Here is a 26,819-nt window from a genome sequence, read left to right as displayed (position 1 = left end):
CCAAGGTTCAAAAGGGCGAGCCAGTAGTGACAGCAGCGATTGATGAAGTGGTTGAAGTCGGTACAAAGGAAAGCCCGGTAGCACCAGTTGTGACGACTGAGGAAGTCACCGAAACTGAAGAAGTTGCATACAACACACGCGAAGTATCGAGCGACCAATTGGCAGAGGGCGTTCGTCAGGTGAAAACACCTGGTCAAAAAGGAGTGAAGACGATAGTCTACACCGTGACGAAGACAGATGGCAAGGAAACAGGTCGTGTGAAGAAGAGTGAGTCGATCACCAAAGATCCTGTGGAAGAAGTGGTTGAAGTAGGTACAAAAGTATCTACTGGTAATACCAACTCAAGTCAAGTCCCTTCTGGTCAAGGTCAGGAAGGTCAAACAGGACAGAAGAGGGAGTTACCAAGGACAGGTGAACACACTAACATCCTCTTGAGTATTATGGGTCTGATGCTGGCTTCTTTAGCAGGTTTCATCAACCGTAAGAAGCGTCAAGATTAATTGATAATAAAAAAAGAGCTAGGATGATGTCCTAGTTTCTTTTTTTGCTTTACTAATGAGAGACTTATGTTTACTAAATGGCTTAGTTTTGGGAGGGGTTACAGAAATTAAAAAGATTAGAAAGAGTATATCTTACTAATCTTTGTTTTATAAGTTATTACAAGGCGGTAGACGGATTTGAACCGACGATCAAGCTTTTGCAGAGCCGTGCCTTACCACTTGGCTATACCGCCGCAACTCTTATTATTCTATCGTAAATACTTGCTTTCGTCAAGAGTCTTTCAAAGTCAAATCAGAAAATGTTAGACACTACCATTCTGAACGCTTCAGGAATAAATGTTCAGCTGAGAGGTAGAATTCATTCTTAGTGGCAGAAAATCTGGCAAACGCCTTGTCAAAGAGCTGCACTTTTGTTATAATAGAGGGTGCCGTGTAAATGGCAAAATACTCATTTTAGATGAATTGTGGGACTGTTGCCCTCGGGTGGTCCTGCGAGCTGAAATCTAAAAGAGGAAAAAAACAAAAAGGAGAATTTACTCATGGCAGTAATTTCAATGAAACAACTTCTTGAGGCTGGTGTTCACTTTGGTCACCAAACTCGTCGCTGGAACCCTAAGATGGCTAAATACATCTTCACTGAGCGTAACGGTATCCACGTAATCGACTTGCAGCAAACTGTAAAGTATGCTGACCAAGCTTACGACTTTATGCGTGATGCTGCTGCTAACGATGCAGTTATCCTCTTCGTTGGTACTAAAAAGCAAGCTGCTGATGCTGTCAAAGAAGAAGCAGAACGTTCAGGTCAATACTTCATCAACCACCGTTGGTTGGGTGGAACTCTTACAAACTGGTCTACTATCCAAAAACGTGTAGCTCGTTTGAAAGAAATCAAACGCATGGAAGAAGACGGAACCTTCGAAGTTCTTCCTAAGAAAGAAGTCGCTCTTCTCAACAAACAACGTGCTCGTCTTGAAAAATTCTTGGGCGGTATCGAAGATATGCCTCGTATCCCAGATGTGATGTATGTAGTTGACCCTCATAAAGAGCAAATCGCTGTTAAGGAAGCTAAGAAATTAGGTATCCCAGTGGTTGCCATGGTTGATACTAACACTGATCCTGATGATATCGATGTTATTATCCCAGCTAACGACGATGCAATCCGTGCGGTTAAATTAATCACTGCGAAAATGGCTGATGCTGTTATCGAAGGCCGTCAAGGTGAAGATAGCGTTGAATCAGTAGAAGCAGAATTGGCTGCAACTGAAACTCAAGCAGATTCTATCGAAGAAATCGTTGAAGTTGTTGAAGGTTCAAACGAATAATCAGTAAACTAACCTAAAGGGGCAGGGCTCAGCCCAGCTCCTTTATTTGCATTAAAAAAATAGGAGAAGAAAAATGGCAGAAATTACAGCTAAGCTTGTCAAAGAATTGCGTGAAAAATCTGGTGCTGGTGTCATGGACGCTAAGAAAGCACTTGTTGAAACAGACGGTGACATCGAAAAAGCGATTGAATTGCTTCGCGAAAAAGGGATGGCAAAAGCAGCTAAGAAAGCTGACCGTGTTGCTGCTGAAGGTCTGACAGGTGTTTACGTAAACGGTAATGTTGCCGCTGTTGTTGAAGTAAATGCTGAAACTGACTTCGTTGCGAAAAATGCTCAATTTGTTGACTTGGTAAATGCAACTGCGAAAGTAATCGCTGAAGGCAAACCAGCTAACAACGAAGAAGCACTTGCTTTGACAATGCCTTCAGGTGAAACTCTTGAAGCTGCATACGTATCTGCAACTGCAACTATCGGAGAAAAAATCTCTTTCCGTCGCTTTGCATTGATTGAAAAGACAGATGCTCAACACTTCGGTGCTTACCAACACAACGGTGGTCGTATCGGAGTTATCTCCGTTATCGAAGGTGGAGACGATGCTCTTGCTAAGCAAATCTCTATGCACATCGCTGCGATGAAACCAACTGTTCTTTCATACAAAGAATTGGATGAGCAATTTGTTAAAGATGAATTGGCACAATTGAACCACGTCATCGATCAAGACAATGAAAGCCGTGCAATGGTTGGTAAACCAGCTCTTCCACACTTGAAGTATGGATCAAAAGCTCAGTTGACTGATGCAGTCGTTGCACAAGCTGAAGAAGACATCAAGGCTGAGTTGGCTGCTGAAGGCAAACCAGAAAAGATCTGGGACAAGATTATCCCAGGTAAAATGGATCGCTTCATGCTTGACAACACTAAAGTTGACCAAGCATACACACTTCTTGCACAAGTATACATCATGGATGACAGCAAGACAGTTGAAGCTTACCTTGAATCAGTAAATGCTTCAGTAGTTGAGTTCGCTCGCTTTGAAGTTGGTGAAGGTATCGAAAAAGCTGCTAACGACTTTGAAAACGAAGTAGCTGCAACAATGGCTGCTGCTCTTGGTCAAAACTAATCGTTTTTAGCTTAGAAATAGAACGATAAAAAGGTCTGAGATTTTTTCTCAGACCTTTTCATTTGTAGCATTTTGAAACATCAAGTTTAGAATGGTGAGTAGCATCACTTAGCTGCTTTTTCTCTTTCTTCTTTATGAGCAATCAAGCCATTGGTAAAAATCAAGACTACCAATATGAAGAGAAGAGCTGTGGTTTGGGGGTAAGTTAGGCTAAACTGGTAGACTTTGGTAATAAACAAAAGGGGCAGAGTAACCACCATCATAATCAGAAAGCTATACCATTTGACTCGGTTGCTGACCAGCTCCTGTTCGAAGAGCAGGGGAGCATAAAGACAGGCGATGAGAGCTCCGATAGGAATATCAACGTAATCAGCAGAAAAGATGGTGAAAATACTCAGAGCTACAAAGAGCCATTTGAGTACATGACGAGAATAGTTGAGCCAATCCATTTTCATTGGATTATCCTCCTTGTTTAGATGATAGTTGGCAGGCAGGAGTTTCTGTCTGTCTTTTCCTTGTGGATTTCCACCTATATTATAACGCTTTAAAAGCAAAAAGCAAGCGGTTACACAAACCTGACAAAGCTTTTTCACTAGTTTGAATTGTCAGACCTTTCAGTCATCCCTTTTTCTTTTAAAATAGAGACTTTTCCGGTATAATATTAGTCAAAGATAGTCAATGTTAGAGAAACAAGGAAAAAAGAAATTTATTCTGAAATTCTCAACTGGAAAGGGAAGTCATGGGTGCAAAAAACACATCGGACAGTATTGAAGCATATATCAAGTCTATTCTGGCTCAGGCTGGGATGGTTGAACTGAAACGCAGTGAACTGGCTGATGTTTTTCAGGTGGTTCCCAGTCAGATTAACTATGTGATTAAGACTCGTTTTACGGAAAGTCGGGGCTATATCGTCGAGAGTAAGCGTGGCGGCGGAGGCTATATTCGGATTGGAAAGATAGAATTTTCCGACCGGCATCAGATGCTTTGCGGCCTGTACGACAGTGTGGGAGAGCGTGTCAGCCAGCAGGTTTTCACAGATGTTATTCAGCTTCTTTTTGACGAGAAGATTATGACTGAACGTGAGGGCAATCTAATCTTATCAACAGCATCGGACTCGATTTTGGGTGATGGAGCTGCGGTGATTCGTGCCCGGATATTAAAAAAGATTTTACAACAACTAGACAGAAAAGGAATGGAATCATAAATGAAATACTCAAAAGCCTTAATAGAAAGCTTGGAAGCAGCCCAGCTCTTGGCCGGCCATTTTACGACAGATTATCTGGAATCATGGCATCTGCTGATTGCTCTGGCTAATAATCCCTACAGCGTTGCTGGCTCAGTCCTCAATGAGTTTCCTGTGGAAGTGGATGGATTTGAAGAAGCGGCTTTTCAGATTACTGGTCAGGCTTATCAGAAAGACGGTCACTTCGAGCTGCTGCCTTTTTCTTATCGCTTAGAGGAGCTGTTTGAGGAAGCGGGGCAAATTGCAGAAGCTGTTCGTGCTAAGCATGTAGGTACTGAACATGTGCTGCTGGCCATGCTATTTGACCGGGGGACCTTAGCCTCTCGTATTCTGGAATTTACCGGTTTTAGCTACGAGGACAAGGAGCAGGGACCGAAAATCAGTGATTTGCGAAAGGTCTTGGAGCAGCGAGCTGGCTGGGGCAAGGAAGATATCAAGGCTATTCGCAGTCTGAATAAGGGGGTAATGGCCGCTAAGCAGACCATGGCTAATATGATGGGGATGCCGGCTTCTACTAGCGGAGGCCTAGAAGACTACACCCGTGATCTGACGGAGCTGGCTAGAGATGGCCGATTGGAGCCCGTCATTGGCCGTGATCAGGAAATTTCACGGATAGTTCAGATTCTCAGTCGCAAGACTAAAAACAATCCAGTGCTGGTTGGAGATGCTGGGGTTGGTAAGACAGCTCTGGCTTTAGGTCTGGCCCAGCGTGTGGCAGCTGGTCAGGTTCCGGCTGAACTTGCTAAGATGCGGGTTTTGGAACTGGACTTGATGAATGTAGTCGCTGGCACTCGCTTTCGCGGAGACTTCGAGGAGCGGATGAACAACATCATCAATGACATTGAAGAAGATGGTCATGTCATTCTCTTCATCGATGAGCTGCATACTATCATGGGCTCTGGCAGCGGTATTGACTCGACCTTGGATGCGGCCAATATTCTGAAACCGGCTCTGGCTCGCGGCACTCTGCGGACAGTTGGCGCTACGACGCAGGAAGAGTACCAGAAACATATTGAAAAAGATGCGGCCCTTTCCCGGCGTTTTGCCAAGGTCAGTATAGAAGAGCCTAATGTGGCTGACAGCATTGCAATTTTACAAGGCTTGAGAAAGAGTTATGAGGACCATCACAAGGTGCAGATTAGTGATCAGGCGATTGAGACGGCGGTGAAATATGCCCATCGCTATCTGACTAGCAAGCATCTGCCGGACTCTGCCATTGATCTTTTGGACGAGGCTAGTGCGACAGTCCAGAACAGAGGGCCGCAGAATTACGAGCAGTCGGATTTGACGCCAGTGGATCAAGCCTTGATGGCAGCGGACTTTAAAAAGGTGTCGAAGCTGCTTGAGCAAGAGCAGCACCCCAAGCTCTATAAACTGAAAGTGGAAGAAGACGATGTCTTGGCTACTCTTAGTGGCTTGTCTGGGATTCCAGTGCAGAAGCTGACTCAGACAGATGCAAAGAAATACCTCAATTTGGAAACAGAACTGCATAAACGCGTGATTGGGCAGGACGAGGCGATTTCAGCTATCAGCCGAGCCATCCGACGGAACCAGTCTGGTATCCGCAGCAGCAAGCGGCCGATTGGCTCCTTTATGTTCCTAGGCCCGACAGGAGTCGGGAAGACAGAGCTAGCCAAGGCCTTGGCCGAAAGTCTCTTTGATGATGAGTCTGCACTCATCCGCTTTGATATGAGTGAGTACATGGAGAAATTCGCGGCTAGCCGCCTCAATGGAGCGCCTCCAGGCTATGTAGGCTATGAAGAAGGAGGGGAGCTGACGGAAAAGGTGCGCAACAGACCTTATTCTGTCCTGCTCTTTGACGAGGTGGAAAAGGCGCACCCAGATATTTTCAATGTTCTCCTGCAGGTCTTGGATGATGGCCAGTTGACTGACAGCAAGGGCCGCAAGGTGGACTTCTCCAACACGATTATTATCATGACCAGCAATCTGGGGGCAACTAGTTTGCGGGATGATAAGACGGTGGGCTTTGGGGCGCGGGATATCCGCTTGGACCATGCCAATATGGAAAAACGGATGCTGGAAGAACTTAAGAAAGCATATAGACCGGAGTTTATCAACCGTATCGACGAGAAGGTAGTCTTCCACAGCCTATCTGCAGAAGATATGCAGGAAGTGGTCAAGGTTATGGTCAAACCGCTCATTGCCAGTCTTGCTGAGAAGGGAATTGAGCTGAAGTTCCAGGCTAGTGCCCTTAAGCTGCTGGCTCAGGAAGGCTACGATGTGGAAATGGGAGCACGGCCATTGCGCCGCACTCTGCAGACTCTGGTGGAGGACAAGCTGTCTGAGCTCCTCTTGACAGGAGATTTGACAACGGGTCAAACTCTTAAGGTCGGGGTCAAGGCTGGCCAACTCAAGTTCGAAGTGGCCTAGAAATCGAAGTCTTTCAACGGAAAGTTGTTTGCTCGCGGTTAATCCCTGATAGCAATTATACCGAACAGTTATTTCATCATTCAATGAAACTGGGAATTGAAGGATTGGAGGCTGATATGTCGTTTTTTAAAGACTTGTTTGCCGGCAAGAAAGCCAGAGTAAAAACACCAGAAGAGCGCAAGGTGGCTAGTATCCAGCGCTTGAAAAAGGAAGGTATTCCTTACATTGAGCATTTGCCGGTCATCGAAAGTGCTGAGTAGGTACGGCCGCGCTCGCTAGAAGAAATTGCGCGTCGGGCTATTAGCAGCCTCTTGATTATTCAGGCGGCCTTGGATATCGAAAATAATAATTATAATGAGGAGAGCCGCCATTGGCTGCAGGATAAACTGCAGCAATACGGGGTTCAGGAAGAGTTGACGCCCAAAGAAAGGGAGGTCTTGGAAGATCGTGCTGACACGGCAGCTATTATTAATATGGTTTGGAAATATGAGGCTTATTGGTCTTTGATTTGGTACTTAGGGCTAGTAGATACTTTACCGTTTCCAGATAAGATTTGTGATTGTGATGTTGCTATTGACGCAGTCGCTAGTGCGGTTGACTTTCAGGAATTTCTGGGAAAATGCCAACCGCGCAGCTTAGAAGAGTTGCTGGATGAGGATGACTTGATTTATCGTTATCATTGGGCCTGTGTTGAGGCTCGGATTCACGACCAGCCAGCACCGGCTGGTCTTGATGAAAGTGTTGTTCTGGAGAGGCGGTCTGGTCTTGACTGGCTGCTGGGGCTGAATACGGCTCAGGACTGGGATGCTGTTGAGCTGCATACCTAGTCCAACTTCTCCCTATTTACCTCGGTTAGAAAGGAGGTACTTTTGTCCGCTCGTAAAATGGCTAAAATTGCCATCCTATCGGCTCTATGTGTGGCCTTTCGCTATGCATTTTCCTTTCTGCCCAATGTGCAGCCTATCTCAGCTATCTTTTTCCTGATAGTCATTTTTGAGGATTTGTCGACTTCACTCCTAGTGATGGCTGTGACGATGTTTACATCAGCCTTTCTTTTGGGGATGAGTCCGATTGTCCTATTTCAGTTGCTGTCCTTTGGACTGATTCTTTGCCTTTGGTGGCTGCTCTATCCTCGATTAAACCTAGTGGGACAGGGAATAGCAGCAGCTCTCCTATCCTTTGGCTATGGCATTGCCATCGATACACTGACAGCCTTGCTGTACAACTATCACTGGTGGTCTTATGCGATTATCAATGCTTTGACCTTCAATATAGCGCACGGACTGTCGACCTTGTTTTTTTACCCACTCTTGTACCCTATTTTAAGGAGGCTCTATAATGAAAAAAATCTTTAGTTTGCTCACACTTGCTTTTGCCCTTCTCCTTGTTGGTTGCGGCAGCAGCCAGACAAATACTGACAAGAGCTCTAGCTCCGCTGATTCTTCTGTCAAAAAGGAACTGAAAATCAGCATCAGTATTGCACCAGAAGGTCAGGAGAAGAGCGAGAAAACGGTGGCTGTTGAAGAAGGAAAGACAGCTATGGATGCTTTGAAGAAGGCCTATAAGGTCGAAGAAAAAGATGGTTTTATCACTTCGATTGACGGTCATGCTCAGGATGAAGCAAAGGGCCTCTACTGGATGTTTAAGGTCAACGGAGAAATGGCTCCTAAGGCAGCCAATCAAATCACTGTCAAGGATGGAGACAAGCTGGAATTCTACCAAGAAGTCTATCAGCAATAAATCTTGTAAAAAAGAATCTGATGCTTAAGACATTAGGTTCTTTTTTTCGTGCTTAATACAGTTTAAAGTGTCTGAAAAATATTTTTATAAAATTTTATAAAAAACTATTGACAAAAGAAAAATATAGTTTATAATAAAATCATAGAAAGAATAAAATATAAAAAACAATAAAAAGGTTAGATATATGAAAGAAAAAATTGCAATCGTCTTTGGAACATTTGCTCCCTTGCATCAGGGGCATATCGATTTGATTCAGAAGGCTAAGCGTTCTTACGACAAGGTGCGCGTGGTGGTTTCAGGTTATCAGGGAGATCGTGGGCAGGAAGTGGGTCTGTCTCTGCAGAAGCGTTTTCGCTATACTAGGGAGACTTTCGCAGATGATGAATTGACCCAGGTTTACAAACTCGATGAAACTTCCTTTCCCCGCTATCCTCTGGGTTGGGACAAGTGGCTGTCAGCTCTATTAGAGTTGGTGAGCTATGATGCAGAACGGGAGGAACTGATTTTCTTTGTTGGTGAGGCTGACTATCAGGAAGAGTTAGAAAAGCGTGCTTTCAAAACTTCCTTGCAGGAGCGACAGTTTGGTATCTCAGCTACGATGATTCGGGAAAATCCTAGTCTTTATTGGAAATATATAGCCCAGCCTTTCCGCCGTCACTTTACCAAGAAAGTGCTGATTATGGGTAGCGCTAGCAATGGTAAAACGACCTTGGCCAAGGACTTAGCTCGCTACTATGATGCTCCAGTCAGCCTGGAATATGCTCGAGAATACCAGATTCAAAATAATGTGAGAGACGATGAGCTGACTCCTAAAGACTACTATTATCTGCTCTTGGGACAATATGCTCAGACTTCCCGCTTGATTGACAGCAGCGCCAACCGTGGTCTGGTCGTGGCTGATACAAATTCACTGGTAACCAAGGCTTACTATGATTACTATCTGAAAGAAAGTCCGGTTCAGGACGAAGAGACAGATACTTTTGATAATCTCTTTGCCAGCATTTTGTCCAAGGAAAAATGGGATTTGATTCTCTTTGCTGAGCCGGTCGGCACCTATGTTAACGATGGCTTTCGTGATATGAGCATGGCGGACGAGGCTATCCGCAGTGATTTTTCAAGCCATCTAAAAAGGCTGAAAGAGCAGAGTTTGGCTCATATTCCGACGGTCTATCTGGCTGGCAGTTATTTGGACAATTATCAGGCGGCCAAAGAAGCGATCGACATGATTTATCAAGCAGATTAAAAAAGAAAGTGGTAAAATAGAATGGTAGTAAAAAATCAAAAACTCTCTCCTGCAGCTCTCTACGCAGGACTGAAACAAAAATCTCAAACCTTTGTTCGGAATTTCCGCAATGTCTGTGCCGCAGCTAAAAAGCAGGGCATTAAGGGGATTGCAAAATTGCTCTGGCAGGATTTATTTGGCGGGCGTAGCTTGACTCAATGGCTCTACTTGCTTGCTCTTTCTAGCTTGCCTTTCATTTTGGAGTTCACCAGTGGTCAGGAGCAGCATGACTGGCTGGGACTCTTTGCTTCTTGGACAGGCATCGTCTGTGTAATTTTAGTAGCCGAGGGGCGGGCCAGCAATTACCTCTTTGGAGCGGTTAATTCGGCAATTTACCTCCTATTGTCTTTTCAGGCTAGCTTTTATGGCGAAGTGTTGACTACAGTCTACTTCTTTATTATGCAGCCAATCGGCCTTTATACTTGGCTGTCCAACCGGGTTAATGAACAAGATAAGGAAGAGCCATCTCATTTTGAAGCTAAGAAGTTAGACTGGCGTGGCTGGCTTAAATATTTGGCCTTGACTGCCTTGATTTGGATTGGCATGGGCTTTGCTTATAAGAGCATTCACAGTCACCGGCCTTTCCGTGATAGCGTGACAGATGCGACCAATGGTATCGGCCAGCTTCTCATGACTGGTCTCTACCGCGAACAGTGGATTTTCTGGATTGCGACCAATCTCTTCAGTATCTATCTTTGGTGGGGTAGTAACCTTCATATCCAGGCCATGTACTGGGTCTATACCCTTAATAGTATCGTCGGATGGTATCAGTGGACCAAGGCGGTGAAGAAAGCTTAAACCAAGGCTTGAGATTTTTTGATAGAAAAAATAGCTTAGGAAAGGAAGAAACTCATGACCAAACAGGATATCCCAGCGGGAATGTCGGAAAAAGAGTACTATGAAACCATGGCGGATGAGTCCGCCTTTTTGGCATGGTACAAGACACAGGATTTACCTAAGTATGAAACGCCTAGTGTAACAGCGGATATGGTGGCATACTGCTTCGTGGAAAGGCAGATAAAACTTTTGGTCATCAAGCGCAAGGCCCACCCTTATCAGAATAAATATGCCCTAGTTGGAGGCTTTGTAGACAAGCATGAGGATGCCTATCAGGCCTGCATTCGGGAAGTCAAGGAAGAGGTGGGGCTGGAGATACCGCTGGAAAAGGTGGAGCAGCTGATGACGGTATCTACTCCTGGGCGTGATCCGCGAGGTTGGGTCATCACTATTGCCCATCTGGTCTATCTGCCGGCCATAGCAGTAGACCAAGTACAAGCTGGCGATGATGCCAAGGAAGTCACCTTTCTTGATGTAGACTTTAAGACAAGGAGTTTTAGAGACGGTGAGCGGCTCCTGACAGCAGAGGACTTTGCCTTTGACCACTACCAAATCCTGCTGGAATCTATCAAGCGGATTCAGGGGCGACTGGACTGGAATCCAACTTTTCTCCATTTGCTAGAATCACCGTTTACTGTCTATGAAGGGACTGAGTTGGTCAATCTCATCACGCCTAGACGACCTATTGTCAGCAATAATTTTCTAGTGAAATTTGGAGAATACCTAGAGGAGGCTGGCGTTAAGCGCGTGCCAAAGAAGAAGCCGAGAAAAGTGTATCGGCTGAAGGCAGAAAAATCAGATTAAAAGAAAGCTGATCATATATTTCTCTTGCAGGACAAATTTGTCCTGTTTTTCTTATTTTAATGACGAATAGATAAGTAGGAGCGAGTTTCTCATGACAAAAGAAACAGATTGAGAAACAGAACTTCGCTTGAGTAAAAAATTTTTTAAGAATTTTGCATAAATGATTGACATAGTAAAATTACAGTGTTACAATAATGTTACAAAAAGATTTCTTAATATTACAAGGAGACAAAAGATGAAAACACGTACTTATACAAAATTGATGGCAGCTGCAGTTCTGGCTTCTAGTTTGCTTTTAGGGGCATGTGGCAAGAAAGAAGAAAGTACAACAAGTGCTAGTTCTAGCAAGACTGTTCAAGCTTCTTCTAGCTCAAAAGCTGCGTCATCCAGTAAGGTCAGCGCTTCTCCTAAGGCTAGCAATAGCGCTTCTTCAGAAGGAGCAGTTAGCCAGCCTGGACAAGCCGAAATTCCTGCTAATCAGCAACAGTCTACTGTCGAAGCACCTCAAGTCCAACAAACGCAGCCGAAGCAAGCTTCAGGTCGACAAAACACTCAGAATCAAGTAACTCAACCAGCCCAAGCGCCCGAAAGCAATCGCCAGCTTCAGAATAAACAGGCAGCCAGCAATGCTCGCTATAAAGGTGTCTTGACAATGGTGGATGGGGATTTCTCAGCGGCTGCTGGTACTTGGAAGGATGCCAATGGAAATACTGTGACTGTATCAGGTAATGGTCAATTCACAGTCCAGTCTGCAGATGGAAAAACAGATAATTATTCCATCGCTTCCTACTCTTATACGCTGGATGATGGCAAATACAATGCTCAATTAAGCGGCCAAGCAAATGCCAATCTGCAGATTACAACAGGAGCAGATGGTTCAGTAACAAGCGTTGTGGTGACTCAACCCTAAACAGAACAAAAAAGGAAGTCCAATTGGCTTCCTTTTTTGTTTATTTTTGAATTTGTAAGAGTTCTTCGATTTCAGCTAGACTTTCAGCTTGCGAAATAGCACCGCGGAGCTTGGCTGCTCCAGCAGTACCGCGTAGATAATGCGGAGCTAGACCACGGAATTCGCGGATGGCCACATATTCTCCTTTGAGATTTACCAAGCGGGAGAGGTGGTCATGGGCGATTTTCATCTTGTCCTCGAAGCTGAGGTCTGGGAGGATTTCGCCGGTTTCAAAGTAGTGGTTGATTTGGTTAAAGAGATAAGGATTTCCCATAGCTGCTCGACCTACCATGACGGCATCGGCACCGACTTCCTCGATACGCTGTTTAGCGTCTTGGACGCTGCGAATATCACCATTAGCGATGAAAGGAATCTTAGTCAGAGCATGGGCTACGTCGTGCAAGGTCTCAAGGTCAGCATGACCAGTATACATTTGCTCACGGGTACGACCGTGCATAGCCAGGGCTGAGACTCCAGCGGCTTCAGCTGCCAGAGCATTTTCTACAGCTAGTGAGCTGTCAGACCATCCAGTCCGCATCTTGACTGTCAGAGGAATATCCAGAACGGACTGGACCTTGTTGATGATTTTATAGATTTTCTCAGGGTCCTTGAGCCATTTAGCTCCAGCTTCGTTTTTGACAATTTTGTTGACCGGGCAGCCCATATTGATATCGACGATATCCGTCTTGGTATTTTCTTGGATAAATTCCGCTGCGCGGGCTAAACTGTCCTCGTCGCTACCGAAAAGCTGGATAGAAACGGGATTTTCTCCTTCATCAATGTGGAGCATGTGGAGGGTTTTTTCGTTGTTATACTGGATGCCCTTGTCAGAGACCATTTCCATCACGACCAGGCCTGCTCCCAGCTCTTTGGCAATGGTCCGGAAAGCAGAGTTGGTTACGCCGGCCATGGGCGCCAGAACTGTGCGGTTGGGAATTTCGACTTTCCCAATCATAAAAGGGGTATTAAGATTTGTCACGAATCAGTTCCTCCAGGTCGTTTTGGTCAAAGTGATAGGCTGTCTGGCAGAATTGGCAGACGATTTCAGCTCCTTGGTCTTGGTCACGCATTTCTTCTAAGTCAGCCTTTGGCAGAGTAGCCAAGGCATTCATGAAGCGCTCTTTGCTGCAGTCGCACTGGAAGCGGATTTTCTCTTCAGACAGGCGTTTATATGGCTCATCACCATAGATGGCAGCCAGCAGAGCTTCGATATGGTCATCGGATTCCAGCAGTTTTGAGATAGCGGGCATTTCTTGGATTCGCTTCTCAAAGCGGGCGATTTCAGCTTCTTTGGCACCAGGCAGAACTTGTACCAAGAAACCGCCAGCAACCTTGACTCTATCATTCTCATCTAAGAGGACGTTGAGGCCAACTGCGGAAGGTGTTTGCTGGCTTTCGGTTAGGTAGAAAGCTAGGTCTTCGCCGATTTCTCCAGAGATGAGAGGAGTCATGGAGTTGTAAGGATTGCCAGTCCCGTAGTCCGTGATGACGAGGAATTCGCCTTGGCCAACAAAAGGACCAACCAGCACTTCACTAGTAGCTGTCTTTTTGATATCTACTCCGGGATTTTGCACATAGCCTTTGACATTGCCTTCGGTATCTGCCACTGTGATAATCGCGCCTAATGAGCTGGTTCCGAGGACCTTGACGGTAATCTTGGTCTGGCCTTTTTCATTTGCAGCCAAAATCTGGCTGGCAATCAGTGTGCGGCCAAGTGCAACAGTAGAACTTGCTTGAGTTTGATGTTTTTCTTGAGCAGCCCGAACCGTCTCTGTGCTATCCAGCACGTAAGCGCGGAATGAACCATTTTCTGAGATAGTTTTGATAATTTTGTCCATACCCTTTATTTTAACACAAAAAAGAAAAACAAGCGCGCGACTGCGCTTGTTTTTTGGGTTAGGAAGCATTTTAAGATCAAAAATAGTATAATAAAACAAAGGAGGCTAGCATGAACCAATTTTTGAAAACGGCTATCTATGGTCTGGCAGTGGCTGATGCATTAGGAGTTCCGTATGAATTCTTGACCCGTGGCAGTTTTGAAGCAGTTGAGATGGTGGGCTATGGCAGCCATCAGCAACCAGCTGGCACTTGGTCAGATGACACCAGCCTTGTTTTGGCTACCTGTGATTCTATCAGGGAAAAAGGTAAGATTGATCTTACTGATATGCAGCAGCGGTTTAAAAATTGGCTCTTTAAGGGAGCATACACACCAGATGGTCTGACCTTTGATGTAGGAAATGCGACTCGCGAAGCCTTGACAAGAGGACACGGCCTATCTGATGAATATTCCAATGGAAATGGTTCTTTGATGCGGATTCTGCCTCTAGCTTTTACGGCAGCTGGTCCGTCTGATATTGAGGCTGTTTCCAGTATTACACATGCCCATGCGACTTCCGTAGAGGCCTGCCAGCTTTATGTGGATATTGCTCGTAGGCTCTTAAAGGGTGAGCAACTATCGGAAATACTATCAGGCTTAGAGACTAGCAAGACCTATGCTCGGTTGCAAACTTTAGAAGAGCTGACCGAAGATGACATTCGCTCTAGCGGCTATGTGGTGGATACCTTGGAAGCAGCGCTGTGGTGTCTGCTGACTAGCACTTCTTATCTGGAAACTGTCCTGAAAGCTGTTAATTTGGGCGATGACACTGATACAGTAGCAGCAGTTGCTGGCGGCTTGGCTGGTATCATCTATGGTTTGGAAGGGATCCCTGACAACTGGTTATCCCAGCTGCGCAATAAAGAACTGCTGGAAAGCTGCTTGTTTTAAAGGGATAATCGGAAGACAGGACTGTATTGATCATTTAAAAAGTAAAACATTAAAAGAGCCATCTAGGCTCTTTTACTTATTCTGTAGTTAATTCTTTCTGGGCCTCCTTGCCTTGGTCCAACAGGGCTTGGATAATCTTTTGATCACGCAGTTTGACAGAGTTGTTGATGGTCTCTGCAGATTGGATAACAGTGGCTTCTAGCAGAGCGCGTTTTTCCCGTCCTTTATCAATGGCTTCGATAATGCCTTGGTTTTGTGCGACGAGGCTTTCTGCCAGCTTAGTGACAGACTCAACAGCGATAGTAGGGCTTTGGGAAATCCGCTCCAGCTGAGGAATGACTTCCTTGCTCGTTTCAGCGAGCATTTGCAGAGCAGCGTTATTCGCATTAGAGATAGCGTCAGCTACCTGACCAGACTTCATCGATTGCTGGAGAATGCCTAACTGGGCGATAGACAGTTTCATAGTTGGAATGGTATTGCGACGGAGCATTCCAAGTTTTTGGCGCATATCAGAGGAAACCTTGACCAGATTACGCATTTGAGGAGTCGTCGCCCAAGCTACATAGAGACGGCTGACATATTCAGTATGTTGCTGCTCTAAGGTATTGACCACCTCTGTCATTCGGGCTAATTCTTGCGATTTGACTTGATAGTCAACAGTTGACATATCTAGCTGAGCGACTTCAGCCTGCAGCTTGAGCGCTCGATTGCCAGATTCTTGCTGAGCAGCTTCGATAAAGGAAATAACTCCGACTAGGTTTTCAATCGATTTGGTATTGTCCTCAATCAGCATTTCAGCAGAAACAATATTGCGAGCCAGAACGTCTTCTTGCTTGACGACGGTTGCAGCCATTCCGTCCATTTTCTGTTCAATATTTTGTGAGTCAAAATAGAATTCTTGAAGAGTGTTTTTGCTCTGTTTGAAGAGTTTTTCCAAGAAATTAGGCTTCTTGTCCAGTTCTGCTACTTGAGCATCCTTGTATTTTGCGACAAAGCCATTGAGTTCTTTGTTGGTATTTTTTAAAAGCTCATCCACCTGAGGAATTTGTAATTTTTTCTGCTCGGCTAAGATACGATTGACAGTACCGTTGACCTCTTCTACAGCAGATTGGCCAAAATCTAGCAAGGCATTTTGGTCTGACACGAAATTATCCACCAGCTGCGGAGCTTTAGCTGTAATCGCACTCTGTTGCTCAGGAGTCAGCTTTTCCAGAAAAGTTAGCTGACCATTTTCTTGAGTCGTGTTGGCTTCGATGATTTCTGTTGTTTTGTCGCTTTTGCTGATAGCATTATTGGCAATTTTATCAATATCAAAATTAAATTCTTGGCTCATAGTTTCTCCTTTGGTTTATCTAGCTTAAAAGCCGGTGTCTGTGTGCTTTTCTTTGTCTAAGATGCGCAGGCTAATGTCAAAGTCCCTCAAATCAGCTTCATTTAACTGGCGCAGTGTTTCATCTAGGTCCAAGTCAAACTGCTCGATAGCTGCTTTGGCCTTGGCTAGCCGCTCCTCTGCATTGTAAAAATCTTTGGGAGAAGCTTTGATTTTGAGGTATCCTTCTAAAATATCTTCGTAGTGCTCCATCTGGGACTGATGAATGGCAGTCAGCTCTTCCTTGTTGTTGCTTTCGGATTGGGAGATTTTTTGAAGAATGGCCTCATGGTCAATCTGAATATTGCGAACCGTAGCGACCAATTCTGGGGCTAGCTTTTCTAGACTAGTTTTCTTAGGCTGCGCTTCTTTTCGTTTTTTCTCTCGTTCAATCTTTTTCAGTTGTTCATCGATTTCATCGGTTACAGTACGAATTTTAGTCTGGATTCGCTGGTAGACGGAAGTAGGAATCTCTCCACGTAGGTCGTTAGCAGCATTTTTGATATAGGTTAGCTGGGGAAGAATTTCTAGAGCTAAATTCTGATAGCTTTCTTGGTCTCCATCTTCTTGGTAGCCTTCCAATTCTTTAATACGGCGGTCAGCATTACCAATCTCTGATTTCAAATCTTCAATACGACCAATGCTGGCTTGTTTAGCTTCAATCCGAACTTTTTTCTGGCTTTGGTGGCGATAGATTCCGTAGCCAATAGCTCCCAGAATAGCTATGGGAATTAGATAGCTGGCTACAGCTCCAGAACCAAATACAAATACAAGTATCCAAATCCAGCTAAACCATTCTGGTTGCTGGTTGGAATCATCATTTCTCCTCGACATGGACGTTTCTCTTTCTTCTCAATGTGATATCTCTATTTTAACATAAAAGCTGGTTTTTGAAGGATAAAGATTGAAAAGTTTCTATAAGCAAGGTCATTTTGCAAAAATTTTTGGTAAAATAGTTTTATAAAAAGTGATATAGTTTCATTTTAGGAGGAAATATTTTGAATAATCAAGGTAAGTGTTTCATTAAAACAAAGCTCCGCCATATAGTGTACAGTTTGATTTTAGCCATTTTTTTGCTAATTGTTACGGGATGTAGTTTAAAAAATAATCAAAAAAATTCGATGGAAGTGTCAATTAGCAGTTCATCATCTATCCGCTCAAAAGAAAATGAATCTGTATCTCAATCTTCAAGTCAAACGCAATCTGAGAAGTCTTCAGAGCCTTCTGTTGATATGGAAAGCTCAATGAATGAAGAGAACCATCAGAAGGCATTAAACACTCTTGAGTCTCTTGACCAGCCTGTAAGCGATAGTTTAAAAGCAGATGTCACAACTGCTTTGATAGCAGCTCAGAATTATGTTAGAGGGGTAAATCATCCTGACGAATTAAAAGGAGATCAATATAATCATATGTTGATGTCTAGTCCTGGTATGATACAGACTTATTGGATTGTAATTAAGTTTGGGAATTATGCAGTAGATCCTGGAGCCATTGAAGTTTTTGAGACGAAACATGCTGATGTAGTTCAATTTGTTTGCAAGCTAACATCTGATGGAAAAGAGAATTCATATTTCGTAGGAAATTATAATACTTATGCTAAACAGCTTCAGTTTGGATCTTATCATGGGGGCCAAGTTGATGCAACTTTTGGGTGAAGGATATAAAGTGATTTTCTAGCTTAGGCTAATATTAGATTTTTAGCAACTTATTTTATGCTATTAGTTTGTTCAAACATTTTAGGTATATCAATTTTAGCTAGATGCAAGATATAGATCAGATTTATTTATCTTGAAACCATATAAAGGTTAGACTAATTTTGACTTAGGGAAATCATCAAGGTATATCAGTTATGTTATATGATTTTATGGACGTATATAAACACTCGCAGATACTTTCTCTGCGAGTGTTTATTATTAGTCCATTTCTGGGAAAAGTTTAGCCAGTATTTTAGGGGTGATGCTTTGTCCCGGCCCCTCAGCGCAATAGGTGTGCATATACATAGAGGGGTTGAAGTTGAGCTCGATGCAGGTACAGTTAGGATTTTCCTTGGTAGAAATAGCAGAGCTGTCAGGAATAATCAGGTCAACGCCACAGGCCCAAGCTCCCATAGCTCGTGCCATGTCCGCAGCAAGTTCCTTATAAGATGAGTGCATGCTGTCTGTGACATCAATCGAGTCTCCACCGGTAGAAATATTGGAATTGCGCCGCAAGTCAACCTTGACTCCAGCAGGCAGGATATCATCTGGTCCATAACCTTGCTGGTCCAGCATGAGCAGTTCAATGTTCCCCAGTTCAATGATTTCGAGCGGTGAGCGATGGTCTCGACCGCGCAGGGGATTGTCGTTTTTGATGGCAACCAATTCTCTCACGGTATGTTGACCGTCTCCGACGACATTGGCTGCTACTCGCAAGAGGACTGCCTCACACTGACCGTCTAAGACAAAGAAGCGGTACTCCGTTCCAGCGATAAATTCTTCGACTAAGACAGCAGCGTCTTCTGAAAAAGCGATCTCTAAAGCCTTGCGATAAGCTTCCAAGCTAGCTGGTTCTTGGAAGATGGAGATGCCCAGTCCGAAGTTAGTTGACTTGGGTTTGACGACAATTTGACAATCCTTAATCAAAGGGTAATAGGCTAGTCCATCCTCTAGGGAAGAAAATTCTGATCCAGCCGGAACAGGAAAGTCAGCTGCAGCCAAAATCTTTTTGGTGACGGTTTTATTGGCCATGGCCAGAGGGATGACATAGTTATCCTTGGAGGTCATATTGCCATTCTTGACATACTCCACATGGTGACCATGCCAAAGCTTGAGAAATTGGTCATTTTCATCTAAAATTTCGACATTAAGCCCCTTCTGAATGGCATCAAAGAGCAGCATCTGGGTGGACAGTTCCATATTTTCGTAGCCTTTAAGGGCATAAGGAGCAGTCCAAGCGTAGCGGTGATATTCCTCTGCTTTTTCTAGCCCAAAGGCCATTAAGGAATCCTGCTGGATATGAGGCAGGAGCTGGCCAGATAGGGTTAGCTGAGGATTTAGTAGTACCTCCTTAAGCTGTTGAAGTAAGGTTTGGTAGTAAGTTGGCAGTTCAAAATGCTGGATGAGCTTTTCCATGGCTTGGAGCAGTGCTGAGCTGTCTGCCTCATCTGGCAGGGCAGTCAGCGGATGGCTACAAGCAATCTTTTGGTTCAAGTCGTGGGCAGCTTTTAATGTAGCATCCACATTTTCTACATCATCTAGCCAGAGCAGGCTCAGTAAAAAGAGATGGACGGTATCTAAGGTCTCTTGGCTGATGCCTAAATGGTCAAAAGGATTGAGGTCAAAGCAGCGGAATTCCAGATAGGTGATACCCTGCTCCAGATAGGCAAGATTGTGCTTCTGTCCACGGAAGCGAACGGCTGAGTAAAATTCTTTTTCAGCGCTGAGCTCGCCTGACTGAACGTAGTTTTCAATATCAGTTACATATTGCTCCAAAGAAGCGTAGGACACCTGAATATTCTCTTCATTGACATAGCCATAGTCACTGTTACGAAAAGAGCGGATAGGCTGGGGAATGTCCTGACTATAGAAGCTAGCTTCTGCCAAAGGGGCAGCACCATAGAGATAGGTTAAGATCCAGCGGAAGCGCAGAAAGTTTCGAGCCAGCTTGAGATAGAGGTCATTTTTAAAGTCCTTGAGCGAATGGTGGGAACTGACTTGAAAGAGAGCAGTGACCAGATCTTTCCCTAGTTCCATATTGTAGTGGATGCCAGAGATAGCCTGTAGTTTTTTACCATATTTTTTAGCTAAGCCCTCTCGGTAGTGGCGTTCATAGTCGTTTTCCAGATGGGCGATGGCAATCTCTTCTTCCGTCAGCTGTGGTGGCATGGACAGAGGCCAGAGGCGTTCATTCTTGTCAATCGAGCGACCAGCCACATCGCTGATAGCTCCCAGTAAGCGCCGTGCTTCCTTAGTCGAGTGAGCGATAGGTGTAATTAGTTCCAGTTGTTGCTCGCTGAAGTCTGTTTGGATGGTCGGGTGGAAATTGCGGGAAGCAAGCTGACTCGGATGGGCAGTTTGAGCTAAGTGTCCGTCAGCTGTCACCCGCAGATTTTCCCTTTCCAGACCAAAGGTTGCTTGGAGAATGGGGCTTGATATATCCAGTTTCTGCAGTAATTGATTAATCGTCATCGTTTCACCGTCCTATGATAGTAATTTTAGTCTATTACAAACAGAAAAAGAAAACAAATTTTCGCTACGATTTTACAAAAATTCCGAACTTTTATTTTTAATAAACTAACAACTTTCAGAAAAAAACAGATTTTTTGAAAATTTAATTCGTTTTCAAAAGGGAAAAAGCAAATCAAGAATGGATCCCATCTTGAAAAATTGTTAAATTTTTCATATAATGAGGTATAAAACATAATCGCAGGTGAGATTCCTGCCTGCTTTTCAAGAAAGGAAGAGCTGCTTCAGCTCAGACAGAATTATGACATCAGTAGTTGTTGTAGGAACCCAGTGGGGAGATGAAGGAAAAGGGAAGATTACAGACTTCCTTTCAGCCAATGCCGAAGTGATTGCCCGCTATCAGGGTGGTGACAATGCCGGCCATACCATCGTGATTGATGGCAAAAAGTACAAGCTGCACCTGATTCCGTCAGGGATTTTCTTCCCGGAAAAAATCTCTGTCATTGGAAATGGAATGGTGGTCAATCCTAAATCTCTGGTTAAAGAATTGAACTACCTGCATGAAGAGGGTGTGACGACGGATAACCTTCGCATCTCTGATCGAGCGCATGTCATCTTGCCTTACCATATCGAGCTGGATCGTCTGCAGGAAGAAGCAAAAGGTGACAATAAAATCGGAACGACAATCAAGGGAATCGGCCCTGCCTATATGGACAAGGCTGCTCGTGTCGGTATCCGCATCGCTGACCTTTTGGATAAAGATATTTTCAGGGAGCGCTTGGAGCGGAATTTAGCTGAGAAGAACCGCCTCTTTGAGAAATTGTACGATAGTACAGCAATCAGCTTTGATGATATTTTTGAAGAATACTATGAATATGGTCAGCAAATTAAGCAGTATGTGAGCGATACCTCTGTCATCCTCAACGATGCGCTGGATCAAGGGAAGCGAGTGCTCTTTGAAGGGGCCCAAGGGGTTATGCTGGATATTGACCAAGGGACTTATCCATTTGTAACTTCATCTAACCCAGTTGCGGGGGGAGTGACTATTGGTTCCGGTGTTGGTCCGAGCAAGATTGACAAGGTGGTTGGTGTCTGCAAGGCCTACACCAGTCGGGTCGGAGATGGACCATTCCCAACAGAGCTTTTCGATGAAGTAGGTGACCGCATTCGTGATATCGGCCACGAATATGGCACTACTACCGGTCGTCCGCGTCGGGTAGGCTGGTTTGACTCTGTTGTCATGCGACATAGCCGCCGTGTGTCAGGGATTACCAATCTTTCGCTTAACTCCATCGATGTTTTGAGCGGTCTGGATACAGTGAAAATCTGTGTAGCCTATGATTTGGATGGTCAGCGAATTGACCATTACCCCGCTAGTCTAGAACAGCTCAAGCGCTGCCAGCCGATTTACGAAGAGCTGCCAGGCTGGTCAGAGGACATCACTGGAGTCCGCAGTCTGGAAGACTTGCCAGAAAATGCCCGCAACTATGTTCGCCGAGTGAGTGAGCTGGTTGGCGTTCGTATTTCTACTTTCTCAGTCGGTCCTGGCCGCGAGCAGACCAATATCTTGGAAAGCGTCTGGTCTAATTTATAAAAAAGTCAGCACAAGGAAATTGCTTCTTGTGCTTTTTTGTAGGAAAATTCCATCATTAAGATTCGTTTAAGATATATATTTTATACTAACAGCATAAACAAAGACCTCCTAACTTTGTTTAAAAATCCTAAACTTTTTCATAATAATCTCCTGAAAGTCACCCCAGTGGTGGCTTTTACTTTTTCTGAGAAGTGCAGCAGGCTTGTGGTATAATGGGATAGACGACTATAGTTTTAGAAAGACAATGATGAATTATACGATTGAAGAAAAAGAAGCATTTATGCGGGAAGCTTTAAAGGAGGCTGAGATTGCCCTAGCTCATGATGAAATTCCTATCGGCTGTGTCTTGGTTAAAGAAGGTAAGATTATCGGCCGCGGTCACAATGCACGTGAGGAGCTGCAGCGGGCTGTTATGCATGCGGAGATTATGGCTATCGAAGAGGCGAATCGGCATGAAAATAGCTGGCGCTTGCTGGATACAACGCTTTTTGTGACTATTGAGCCCTGTGTTATGTGCAGCGGAGCAATCGGTCTAGCGCGCATTCCTCACGTTGTCTATGGAGCAGCAAATCAAAAGTTTGGAGCAGCTGGCAGCCTTTATGATATTCTGACGGATGAGCGTCTTAACCACCGAGTAGAGGTGGAGACAGGTGTCCTCCAAGAAGAGTGCGCTCAAATCATGCAAGATTTTTTTAGAAATCGTCGCCAAAAGTAAAAAAATGTGATATACTATTCATGGAGCAACAGTTTTGCGTGAAGCGGGTCAGGGGAGGAATCCAGCAGCCCTAAGCGAAGTAAGCTGTGTGCTCTTTTTCTATGCCTCTTAACGAATCAACTCCGAAGGAGGAAGATGAGTTTAGAGACATTGACGCAGTTTGAGCGAAGCGAGAACTACGTTCCGATGTTGAATGAATCAAGCCTGAAAGGCACAGATGAATATTGGAGTAGTGAATCTAGTTCGAACGGATCTGAAATGAATTCAGCTGACATTCAATCTTAAGAAGCATATTGGTTTTCTTGTCAATCGAAAATATTCTTCTCAATAGGCCTAAAATTTGTTGACTTACGCAAACGATTGCTTTCAGATGGCTACTAGGATTAGCTCATTTATAAAAAATTAAATTGGAAGCGTTTTAAAACAATAAATTACTTGCTAAATAAGTATGAAAGCGATATGATAGAGTGGAATAAAAAATGGAGGAATATCATGTCACATATTAAATTTGATTATTCAAAAGTTTTAGATAAATTTGTTGCCCCACATGAAGTGGAGTACATGCAATCACAAGTAACAGCAGCAGATGAATTGATCCGCAAAGGAACTGGTGCTGGCAGCGACTTTTTGGGTTGGTTGGACCTTCCTGAAAATTATGATCGCGAAGAATTTGACCGCATCTTGAAAGCTGCTGAGCAAATCAAGTCAGATAGCGATGTCTTGGTTGTAATCGGTATCGGTGGATCTTACCTTGGTGCCAAAGCAGCAATCGACTTCTTAAACCACCACTTTGCTAACTTGCAAACAAAAGAAGAACGCAAAGCTCCACAAATCCTTTACGCAGGAAACTCAATCTCATCTACTTACCTTGCTGACCTGGTAGAGTATGTAGCTGACAAAGATTTCTCAGTAAACGTGATTTCTAAATCTGGTACAACAACTGAACCAGCGATTGCCTTCCGTGTCTTTAAAGAGCTTTTGGTTAAGAAATACGGCCAAGAAGAAGCCAATAAACGTATCTATGCCACAACTGACCGCCAAAAAGGTGCTGTTAAGGTTGAAGCAGATGCTAACGGTTGGGAAACATTTGTTGTTCCAGATGATATCGGTGGACGTTTCTCAGTCTTGACAGCAGTTGGCTTGCTTCCAATCGCTGCATCAGGTGCGGACATCAAAGCCCTTATGGAAGGTGCCAATGCAGCTCGTAAAGATTACACTTCAGACAAGATTGCTGAAAACGAAGCTTACCAATACGCAGCCGTTCGTAACATCCTTTACCGCAAAGGCTATGCTACTGAAATCTTGGTAAACTACGAACCATCACTTCAATACTTCTCAGAATGGTGGAAACAATTGGCTGGTGAGTCAGAAGGGAAAGACCAAAAAGGTATTTACCCAACTTCAGCTAACTTCTCAACTGACTTGCACTCACTTGGTCAATTTATCCAAGAAGGAACTCGTATCATGTTTGAAACAGTTGTCCGTGTTGACAAACCAAGTAAGAACGTGATTATCCCTAGCTTGGAAGAAGACCTTGACGGACTTGGTTACCTTCAAGGAAAAGACGTTGACTTTGTAAACAAAAAAGCGACTGACGGTGTTCTTCTTGCCCACACAGATGGTGACGTACCAAATATGTATGTGACTCTTCCGGAGCAAGATGCTTTCACTCTTGGCTACACTATCTACTTCTTCGAATTGGCCATCGCCCTTTCAGGTTACTTGAATGCCATTAACCCATTTGACCAACCAGGTGTTGAAGCATACAAACGCAACATGTTTGCCCTTCTTGGAAAACCAGGATTTGAAGAGCTGAGCAAAGAATTGAATGCTCGTTTGTAATAGGAAACGCAGCCTCCCTTAGGGGAGGTTTTTTTGCTATTTTAAAAATTAGATTTTATCAAGTTTTGTTGGTTAGTCCGCTATCTGGCTTGTCTTTTACTTACTTGTCTATTTAGCAGTAGTTTTCCTTTCCTTGATTATATGTTACAATCAGAGAAGACCTAGCAGCAGTGCGATAGACTTTCATCAAGCTGCTAGAAACCTAATTAGATCAGATGTGATTACTATTCTTGTGAAAACGAAAGACTAAGATTGGAAAGGGACTTGATGAAGTTATTGTTGGTGGAAGATGAAGTGGATCTGAATCGCAGTTTGACCAAGCTTCTCAAGAAAGAGCATTTTAGTGTAGACAGTGCTTTTGATGGAGAGGAAGCTCTGAACGGTGCGCAAAAGATCAAAATGACCATTGACGCCAACACTGGAAACATTTTGAACGAAAGAATTAAATAAGGTCGTTGGTATATAAGTTTGGAATTGCTTTGTTGGGCACGGACGAAAGTTCGTGTCTTTTTCCTCGTAGATTTAGAGCTAAACCTGTTCAAAATATGATATACTGGAACAAGACTGTCTTAGCGAAACATTGCCTTTTCAAAGTGTTTAGAGGAAGGGTGAACTGAGAAGTTAAAAGGACTATCCATCTAAAGTCTCACATTAGTTATTTTTGTTGTAAAATATTTTAAAGAGTAAATGATATCTTAAAAAAGTTATTGATACAGATATGGTATTTTTAGCTTATTGAAGAAAGAGAAGCTAGTGTCTGTCTTTCCGAGTAGTTCTATCAAAATAAATAACAAATGCTATCTTACTAATGCTGATTAGTTTAAAAAATATGATTGGGAGAATATATGGAAAAAAGAAATCTGGAAGCCTTAAGACGGGAACATGAATCAAAATTTAACAAGGTTCAGCCTAAAAGAAGGGACGTCAATCATTCTGTATTTCCATCCAGAAAATCTGAAGAAGAGGAATCTCAGGCTTTAGCTCAATCACAAATGACTGAGAAAAAATCAGTCGAAAACATTGAGTTCAATGAATCCTCCTCTAATCCAATAATTAATGTAAGCGACAAAGATAGTGGAGCTCAGTTAAGCTATCAGGATGTTTCAGAGACTCCAGACGGCTTGAGAATTGAAACAGAGACTAAACGAGTTTCAACGGCTGAGTCAGATGACTTCTTGTACCTGAGGGGGAGGGAGTTATCTCGTCTTATTTTTGCTTTAGAATCCTTGAAATCTAAGAAGAAAGAATCACTCTATTTTAAGGATGAAACTAATCGTCCAGACTCAGAACTTGTATCTGAAGCAGAGGAGTATGAGCTTCGTCCGAGATTTAGTGCTGAGGAGCTCGCTAAAAAAGAAGAGAATGAGGCTTTTTGGAAGGAAAATTCGGAGTCTTCTTCTGATAGTTCTATGGGTTGGAAACTTATGTGGGCTTTTTTTATGTTACTCATAGGACTAGGAGCTGCAGGGCTAGTTTCCAATCCGAGCTCTAAAACAAACAATATTTATAATGATTCTTTTGATATTTATCAGGGGGGAACGCCATCTAACAGCGAAAAAGATTTAAATTCTACTAATCGTTCAGAATTGATTGCTGGAGAAGACTATCAGTTTCATATCACTTATGATGATATTGCACTTTTGTTTGCGGATTTTAAAGGAACTGCCTCTCGTTTAACTGCAGACGAAGTGGTTGCTAAGTTAGGAAAAGCGAAATCAGGGAGAGAACATAACTATGATAATCAAATAATAACACTGAATTTAGATTATCCTGATGCAGGATCAAATGCTTCGGTTTCAATTTCTTTTTCTAGTTACGGTAGTGTGGGAACGCCTAAATTAGATTCTCTGTTTAGTCATCGTCTTAGCAGCAACAGTTTGCCAAATAGAAATTCTCAATTAACTCGTCAAGATTTTTCTGGTATAGAGAAAGGGAAATCCTACCAAGAAGTTGTCGGTCAATTGGGATTGCCAGATAGTCTTTCTATCTATACAAATTACATATCTTCTAGCAAAGTGTCTATTAGTTATCAGTTATCTGATGGCCAAATAGTTCATCTTTCTTTTGGAGTCTCTGATTCTCAAGGTTATATATTAGAAAAAAATCCTGGTTTAGAGGATGGAGCAGGAGAAACAAACACTTAGCGCTTGATGTAGAAGCTAATTTTGTTCAAGGTGCTAAAAG

At 43.6% G+C, this 26,819-nt stretch carries 23 protein-coding genes, 1 tRNA gene, 1 other RNA gene and 2 pseudogenes; 20 read left to right on the top strand and 7 right to left on the bottom strand.

Annotated features, from left to right (window positions below):
* The coding region (locus HMPREF9380_RS11235) for a G5 domain-containing protein (RefSeq protein ID WP_004193980.1) at positions 1-500 on the top strand (500 nt) is incomplete at its 5' end.
* A gap of 162 nt (positions 501-662) precedes the next feature.
* Here the strand turns inward: HMPREF9380_RS11235 and HMPREF9380_RS00070 are convergent.
* Positions 663-733: transfer RNA gene (locus HMPREF9380_RS00070), tRNA-Cys, on the bottom strand.
* Between the two features lie 306 nt (positions 734-1,039).
* Here HMPREF9380_RS00070 and rpsB point away from each other — a divergent pair.
* Both rpsB and tsf read left to right on the top strand, forming a co-directional pair.
* Complete coding sequence (rpsB, locus tag HMPREF9380_RS00075; RefSeq protein ID WP_002894015.1) at positions 1,040-1,822, top strand: 30S ribosomal protein S2; 783 nt, start codon at positions 1,040-1,042, stop codon at positions 1,820-1,822.
* A gap of 73 nt (positions 1,823-1,895) precedes the next feature.
* Positions 1,896-2,939 carry a translation elongation factor Ts gene (gene tsf / locus HMPREF9380_RS00080; RefSeq protein WP_002894014.1) on the top strand — a complete coding sequence of 348 codons (1,044 nt, stop codon included), beginning with the start codon at positions 1,896-1,898 and terminating at the stop codon, positions 2,937-2,939.
* Positions 2,940-3,043: 104 nt separating this feature from the next.
* Here the strand turns inward: tsf and HMPREF9380_RS0111190 are convergent, their stop codons facing one another.
* A complete protein-coding gene (locus HMPREF9380_RS0111190) occupies positions 3,044-3,532 on the bottom strand; it encodes a hypothetical protein (RefSeq protein WP_004193977.1) in 489 nt (162 codons plus the stop codon).
* 146 nt (positions 3,533-3,678) lie between these two features.
* On the opposite strand from HMPREF9380_RS0111190, the gene HMPREF9380_RS00085 reads away from it, so the two are divergent.
* The 9 genes and pseudogenes from HMPREF9380_RS00085 (at position 3,679) to HMPREF9380_RS00120 (ending at position 12,146) form a co-directional block, all read left to right on the top strand.
* The gene (locus tag HMPREF9380_RS00085; RefSeq protein WP_002899234.1) at positions 3,679-4,143 is read left to right on the top strand and encodes a CtsR family transcriptional regulator; all 465 of its coding nucleotides are present in this window, start codon (positions 3,679-3,681) and stop codon (positions 4,141-4,143) included.
* Entirely contained in the window at positions 4,144-6,573 is a 2,430-nt protein-coding gene (locus HMPREF9380_RS00090) for an ATP-dependent Clp protease ATP-binding subunit (protein WP_004193975.1), read from the top strand.
* Positions 6,574-6,656: 83 nt separating this feature from the next.
* Positions 6,657-7,400, top strand: a pseudogene (locus tag HMPREF9380_RS0111185) (DUF4272 domain-containing protein).
* Positions 7,401-7,442: 42 nt separating this feature from the next.
* Positions 7,443-7,928, top strand: a complete 486-nt coding sequence (locus HMPREF9380_RS00095) for an ECF transporter S component (RefSeq protein ID WP_004193970.1) — start codon at positions 7,443-7,445, stop codon at positions 7,926-7,928.
* Positions 7,912-8,313 carry a DUF4430 domain-containing protein gene (locus tag HMPREF9380_RS00100; protein WP_002911498.1) on the top strand — a complete coding sequence of 134 codons (402 nt, stop codon included), beginning with the start codon at positions 7,912-7,914 and terminating at the stop codon, positions 8,311-8,313. The genes HMPREF9380_RS00095 and HMPREF9380_RS00100 overlap by 17 nt, the downstream gene beginning before the upstream one ends.
* 184 nt (positions 8,314-8,497) lie before the next feature.
* Positions 8,498-9,556 (top strand): AAA family ATPase, encoded by a 1,059-nt coding sequence (locus tag HMPREF9380_RS00105; protein WP_004193965.1) that lies wholly within the window; start codon positions 8,498-8,500, stop codon positions 9,554-9,556.
* A 21-nt stretch (positions 9,557-9,577) separates the two neighbouring features.
* The gene (gene pnuC / locus HMPREF9380_RS00110) at positions 9,578-10,393 is read left to right on the top strand and encodes a nicotinamide riboside transporter PnuC (protein WP_004193962.1); all 816 of its coding nucleotides are present in this window, start codon (positions 9,578-9,580) and stop codon (positions 10,391-10,393) included.
* Between the two features lie 54 nt (positions 10,394-10,447).
* Positions 10,448-11,236 carry an NUDIX domain-containing protein gene (locus HMPREF9380_RS00115; protein ID WP_004193960.1) on the top strand — a complete coding sequence of 263 codons (789 nt, stop codon included), beginning with the start codon at positions 10,448-10,450 and terminating at the stop codon, positions 11,234-11,236.
* 160 nt (positions 11,237-11,396) lie between these two features.
* Positions 11,397-12,146: a DUF6287 domain-containing protein gene (locus HMPREF9380_RS00120; RefSeq protein WP_004193958.1), complete on the top strand. Its 750-nt coding sequence runs from the start codon at positions 11,397-11,399 to the stop codon at positions 12,144-12,146.
* A gap of 40 nt (positions 12,147-12,186) precedes the next feature.
* Here HMPREF9380_RS00120 and dusB read toward each other — a convergent pair whose 3' ends face one another.
* Together dusB and hslO are read right to left on the bottom strand one after the other, a co-directional pair.
* Complete coding sequence (gene dusB / locus HMPREF9380_RS00125) at positions 12,187-13,164, bottom strand: tRNA dihydrouridine synthase DusB (RefSeq protein WP_004193956.1); 978 nt, start codon at positions 13,162-13,164, stop codon at positions 12,187-12,189.
* On the bottom strand, positions 13,151-14,023 hold the full coding sequence (gene hslO, locus HMPREF9380_RS00130; RefSeq protein ID WP_032907811.1) for an Hsp33 family molecular chaperone HslO: 873 nt from the start codon (positions 14,021-14,023) through the stop codon (positions 13,151-13,153). Before hslO ends, dusB begins: the two co-directional genes overlap by 14 nt.
* Positions 14,024-14,133: 110 nt before the next feature.
* Between hslO and HMPREF9380_RS00135 the strand changes: the two genes are divergently transcribed.
* A complete protein-coding gene (locus tag HMPREF9380_RS00135) occupies positions 14,134-14,952 on the top strand; it encodes an ADP-ribosylglycohydrolase family protein (RefSeq protein ID WP_004193953.1) in 819 nt (272 codons plus the stop codon).
* A 76-nt stretch (positions 14,953-15,028) separates the two neighbouring features.
* Here the strand turns inward: HMPREF9380_RS00135 and HMPREF9380_RS00140 are convergent, their stop codons facing one another.
* Positions 15,029-16,285: a toxic anion resistance protein gene (locus tag HMPREF9380_RS00140; protein WP_004193952.1), complete on the bottom strand. Its 1,257-nt coding sequence runs from the start codon at positions 16,283-16,285 to the stop codon at positions 15,029-15,031.
* A gap of 24 nt (positions 16,286-16,309) precedes the next feature.
* Positions 16,310-17,155 (bottom strand): hypothetical protein, encoded by an 846-nt coding sequence (locus tag HMPREF9380_RS00145; protein WP_004193949.1) that lies wholly within the window; start codon positions 17,153-17,155, stop codon positions 16,310-16,312.
* A gap of 164 nt (positions 17,156-17,319) precedes the next feature.
* On the opposite strand from HMPREF9380_RS00145, the gene HMPREF9380_RS11230 reads away from it, so the two are divergent.
* Positions 17,320-17,976: a hypothetical protein gene (locus HMPREF9380_RS11230; RefSeq protein ID WP_004193947.1), complete on the top strand. Its 657-nt coding sequence runs from the start codon at positions 17,320-17,322 to the stop codon at positions 17,974-17,976.
* Positions 17,977-18,234: 258 nt separating this feature from the next.
* On the opposite strand, the gene gshAB is transcribed toward HMPREF9380_RS11230, so the two are convergent.
* Complete coding sequence (gshAB, locus tag HMPREF9380_RS00150) at positions 18,235-20,487, bottom strand: bifunctional glutamate--cysteine ligase GshA/glutathione synthetase GshB (protein ID WP_004193945.1); 2,253 nt, start codon at positions 20,485-20,487, stop codon at positions 18,235-18,237.
* A 298-nt stretch (positions 20,488-20,785) separates the two neighbouring features.
* Between gshAB and HMPREF9380_RS00155 the strand changes: the two genes are divergently transcribed.
* The 6 genes and pseudogenes from HMPREF9380_RS00155 to HMPREF9380_RS00175 all read left to right on the top strand — a co-directional run bounded on the left by HMPREF9380_RS00155 (position 20,786) and on the right by HMPREF9380_RS00175 (position 26,779).
* On the top strand, positions 20,786-22,078 hold the full coding sequence (locus tag HMPREF9380_RS00155) for an adenylosuccinate synthase (RefSeq protein ID WP_004193944.1): 1,293 nt from the start codon (positions 20,786-20,788) through the stop codon (positions 22,076-22,078).
* Between the two features lie 244 nt (positions 22,079-22,322).
* A complete protein-coding gene (tadA, locus tag HMPREF9380_RS00160; RefSeq protein WP_004193942.1) occupies positions 22,323-22,793 on the top strand; it encodes a tRNA adenosine(34) deaminase TadA in 471 nt (156 codons plus the stop codon).
* Positions 22,794-22,805: 12 nt separating this feature from the next.
* Positions 22,806-22,903: signal recognition particle sRNA small type (gene ffs / locus HMPREF9380_RS11240), an RNA gene on the top strand.
* Positions 22,904-23,285: 382 nt separating this feature from the next.
* Entirely contained in the window at positions 23,286-24,635 is a 1,350-nt protein-coding gene (locus tag HMPREF9380_RS00165) for a glucose-6-phosphate isomerase (protein ID WP_032907807.1), read from the top strand.
* A gap of 267 nt (positions 24,636-24,902) precedes the next feature.
* A pseudogene (locus HMPREF9380_RS11845) lies at positions 24,903-25,013 on the top strand (DNA-binding response regulator); the annotation flags it as partial.
* A 467-nt stretch (positions 25,014-25,480) separates the two neighbouring features.
* Positions 25,481-26,779, top strand: a complete 1,299-nt coding sequence (locus HMPREF9380_RS00175; RefSeq protein WP_004193936.1) for a hypothetical protein — start codon at positions 25,481-25,483, stop codon at positions 26,777-26,779.
* The last annotated feature ends 40 nt before the right edge of the window (positions 26,780-26,819 follow it).

Origin of the sequence: Streptococcus sanguinis SK49 (assembly GCF_000212815.1) — a bacterium.
Taxonomy (GTDB): domain Bacteria; phylum Bacillota; class Bacilli; order Lactobacillales; family Streptococcaceae; genus Streptococcus; species Streptococcus sanguinis_C.
This window is presented reverse-complemented; position numbering and strand designations above follow the sequence as displayed.

Excerpts from the sequence above, each read along its gene's own strand:
- HMPREF9380_RS00085 (WP_002899234.1), top strand. The coding sequence starts at position 3,679 with ATGGGTGCAAAAAACACATCGGACAGTATTGAAGCATATATCAAGTCT.
- HMPREF9380_RS00155 (WP_004193944.1), top strand. The coding sequence starts at position 20,786 with ATGACATCAGTAGTTGTTGTAGGAACCCAGTGGGGAGATGAAGGAAAA.
- tsf (WP_002894014.1), top strand. The coding sequence starts at position 1,896 with ATGGCAGAAATTACAGCTAAGCTTGTCAAAGAATTGCGTGAAAAATCT.
- HMPREF9380_RS00115 (WP_004193960.1), top strand. The coding sequence starts at position 10,448 with ATGACCAAACAGGATATCCCAGCGGGAATGTCGGAAAAAGAGTACTAT.
- rpsB (WP_002894015.1), top strand. The coding sequence starts at position 1,040 with ATGGCAGTAATTTCAATGAAACAACTTCTTGAGGCTGGTGTTCACTTT.
- pnuC (WP_004193962.1), top strand. The coding sequence starts at position 9,578 with ATGGTAGTAAAAAATCAAAAACTCTCTCCTGCAGCTCTCTACGCAGGA.
- HMPREF9380_RS00175 (WP_004193936.1), top strand. The coding sequence starts at position 25,481 with ATGGAAAAAAGAAATCTGGAAGCCTTAAGACGGGAACATGAATCAAAA.
- HMPREF9380_RS00145 (WP_004193949.1), bottom strand. The coding sequence starts at position 17,155 with ATGTCGAGGAGAAATGATGATTCCAACCAGCAACCAGAATGGTTTAGC.
- HMPREF9380_RS00100 (WP_002911498.1), top strand. The coding sequence starts at position 7,912 with ATGAAAAAAATCTTTAGTTTGCTCACACTTGCTTTTGCCCTTCTCCTT.
- hslO (WP_032907811.1), bottom strand. The coding sequence starts at position 14,023 with ATGGACAAAATTATCAAAACTATCTCAGAAAATGGTTCATTCCGCGCT.
- HMPREF9380_RS00090 (WP_004193975.1), top strand. The coding sequence starts at position 4,144 with ATGAAATACTCAAAAGCCTTAATAGAAAGCTTGGAAGCAGCCCAGCTC.
- HMPREF9380_RS00165 (WP_032907807.1), top strand. The coding sequence starts at position 23,286 with ATGTCACATATTAAATTTGATTATTCAAAAGTTTTAGATAAATTTGTT.
- tadA (WP_004193942.1), top strand. The coding sequence starts at position 22,323 with ATGATGAATTATACGATTGAAGAAAAAGAAGCATTTATGCGGGAAGCT.
- HMPREF9380_RS00135 (WP_004193953.1), top strand. The coding sequence starts at position 14,134 with ATGAACCAATTTTTGAAAACGGCTATCTATGGTCTGGCAGTGGCTGAT.
- HMPREF9380_RS00120 (WP_004193958.1), top strand. The coding sequence starts at position 11,397 with ATGATTGACATAGTAAAATTACAGTGTTACAATAATGTTACAAAAAGA.
- HMPREF9380_RS00105 (WP_004193965.1), top strand. The coding sequence starts at position 8,498 with ATGAAAGAAAAAATTGCAATCGTCTTTGGAACATTTGCTCCCTTGCAT.
- HMPREF9380_RS00140 (WP_004193952.1), bottom strand. The coding sequence starts at position 16,285 with ATGAGCCAAGAATTTAATTTTGATATTGATAAAATTGCCAATAATGCT.
- gshAB (WP_004193945.1), bottom strand. The coding sequence starts at position 20,487 with ATGACGATTAATCAATTACTGCAGAAACTGGATATATCAAGCCCCATT.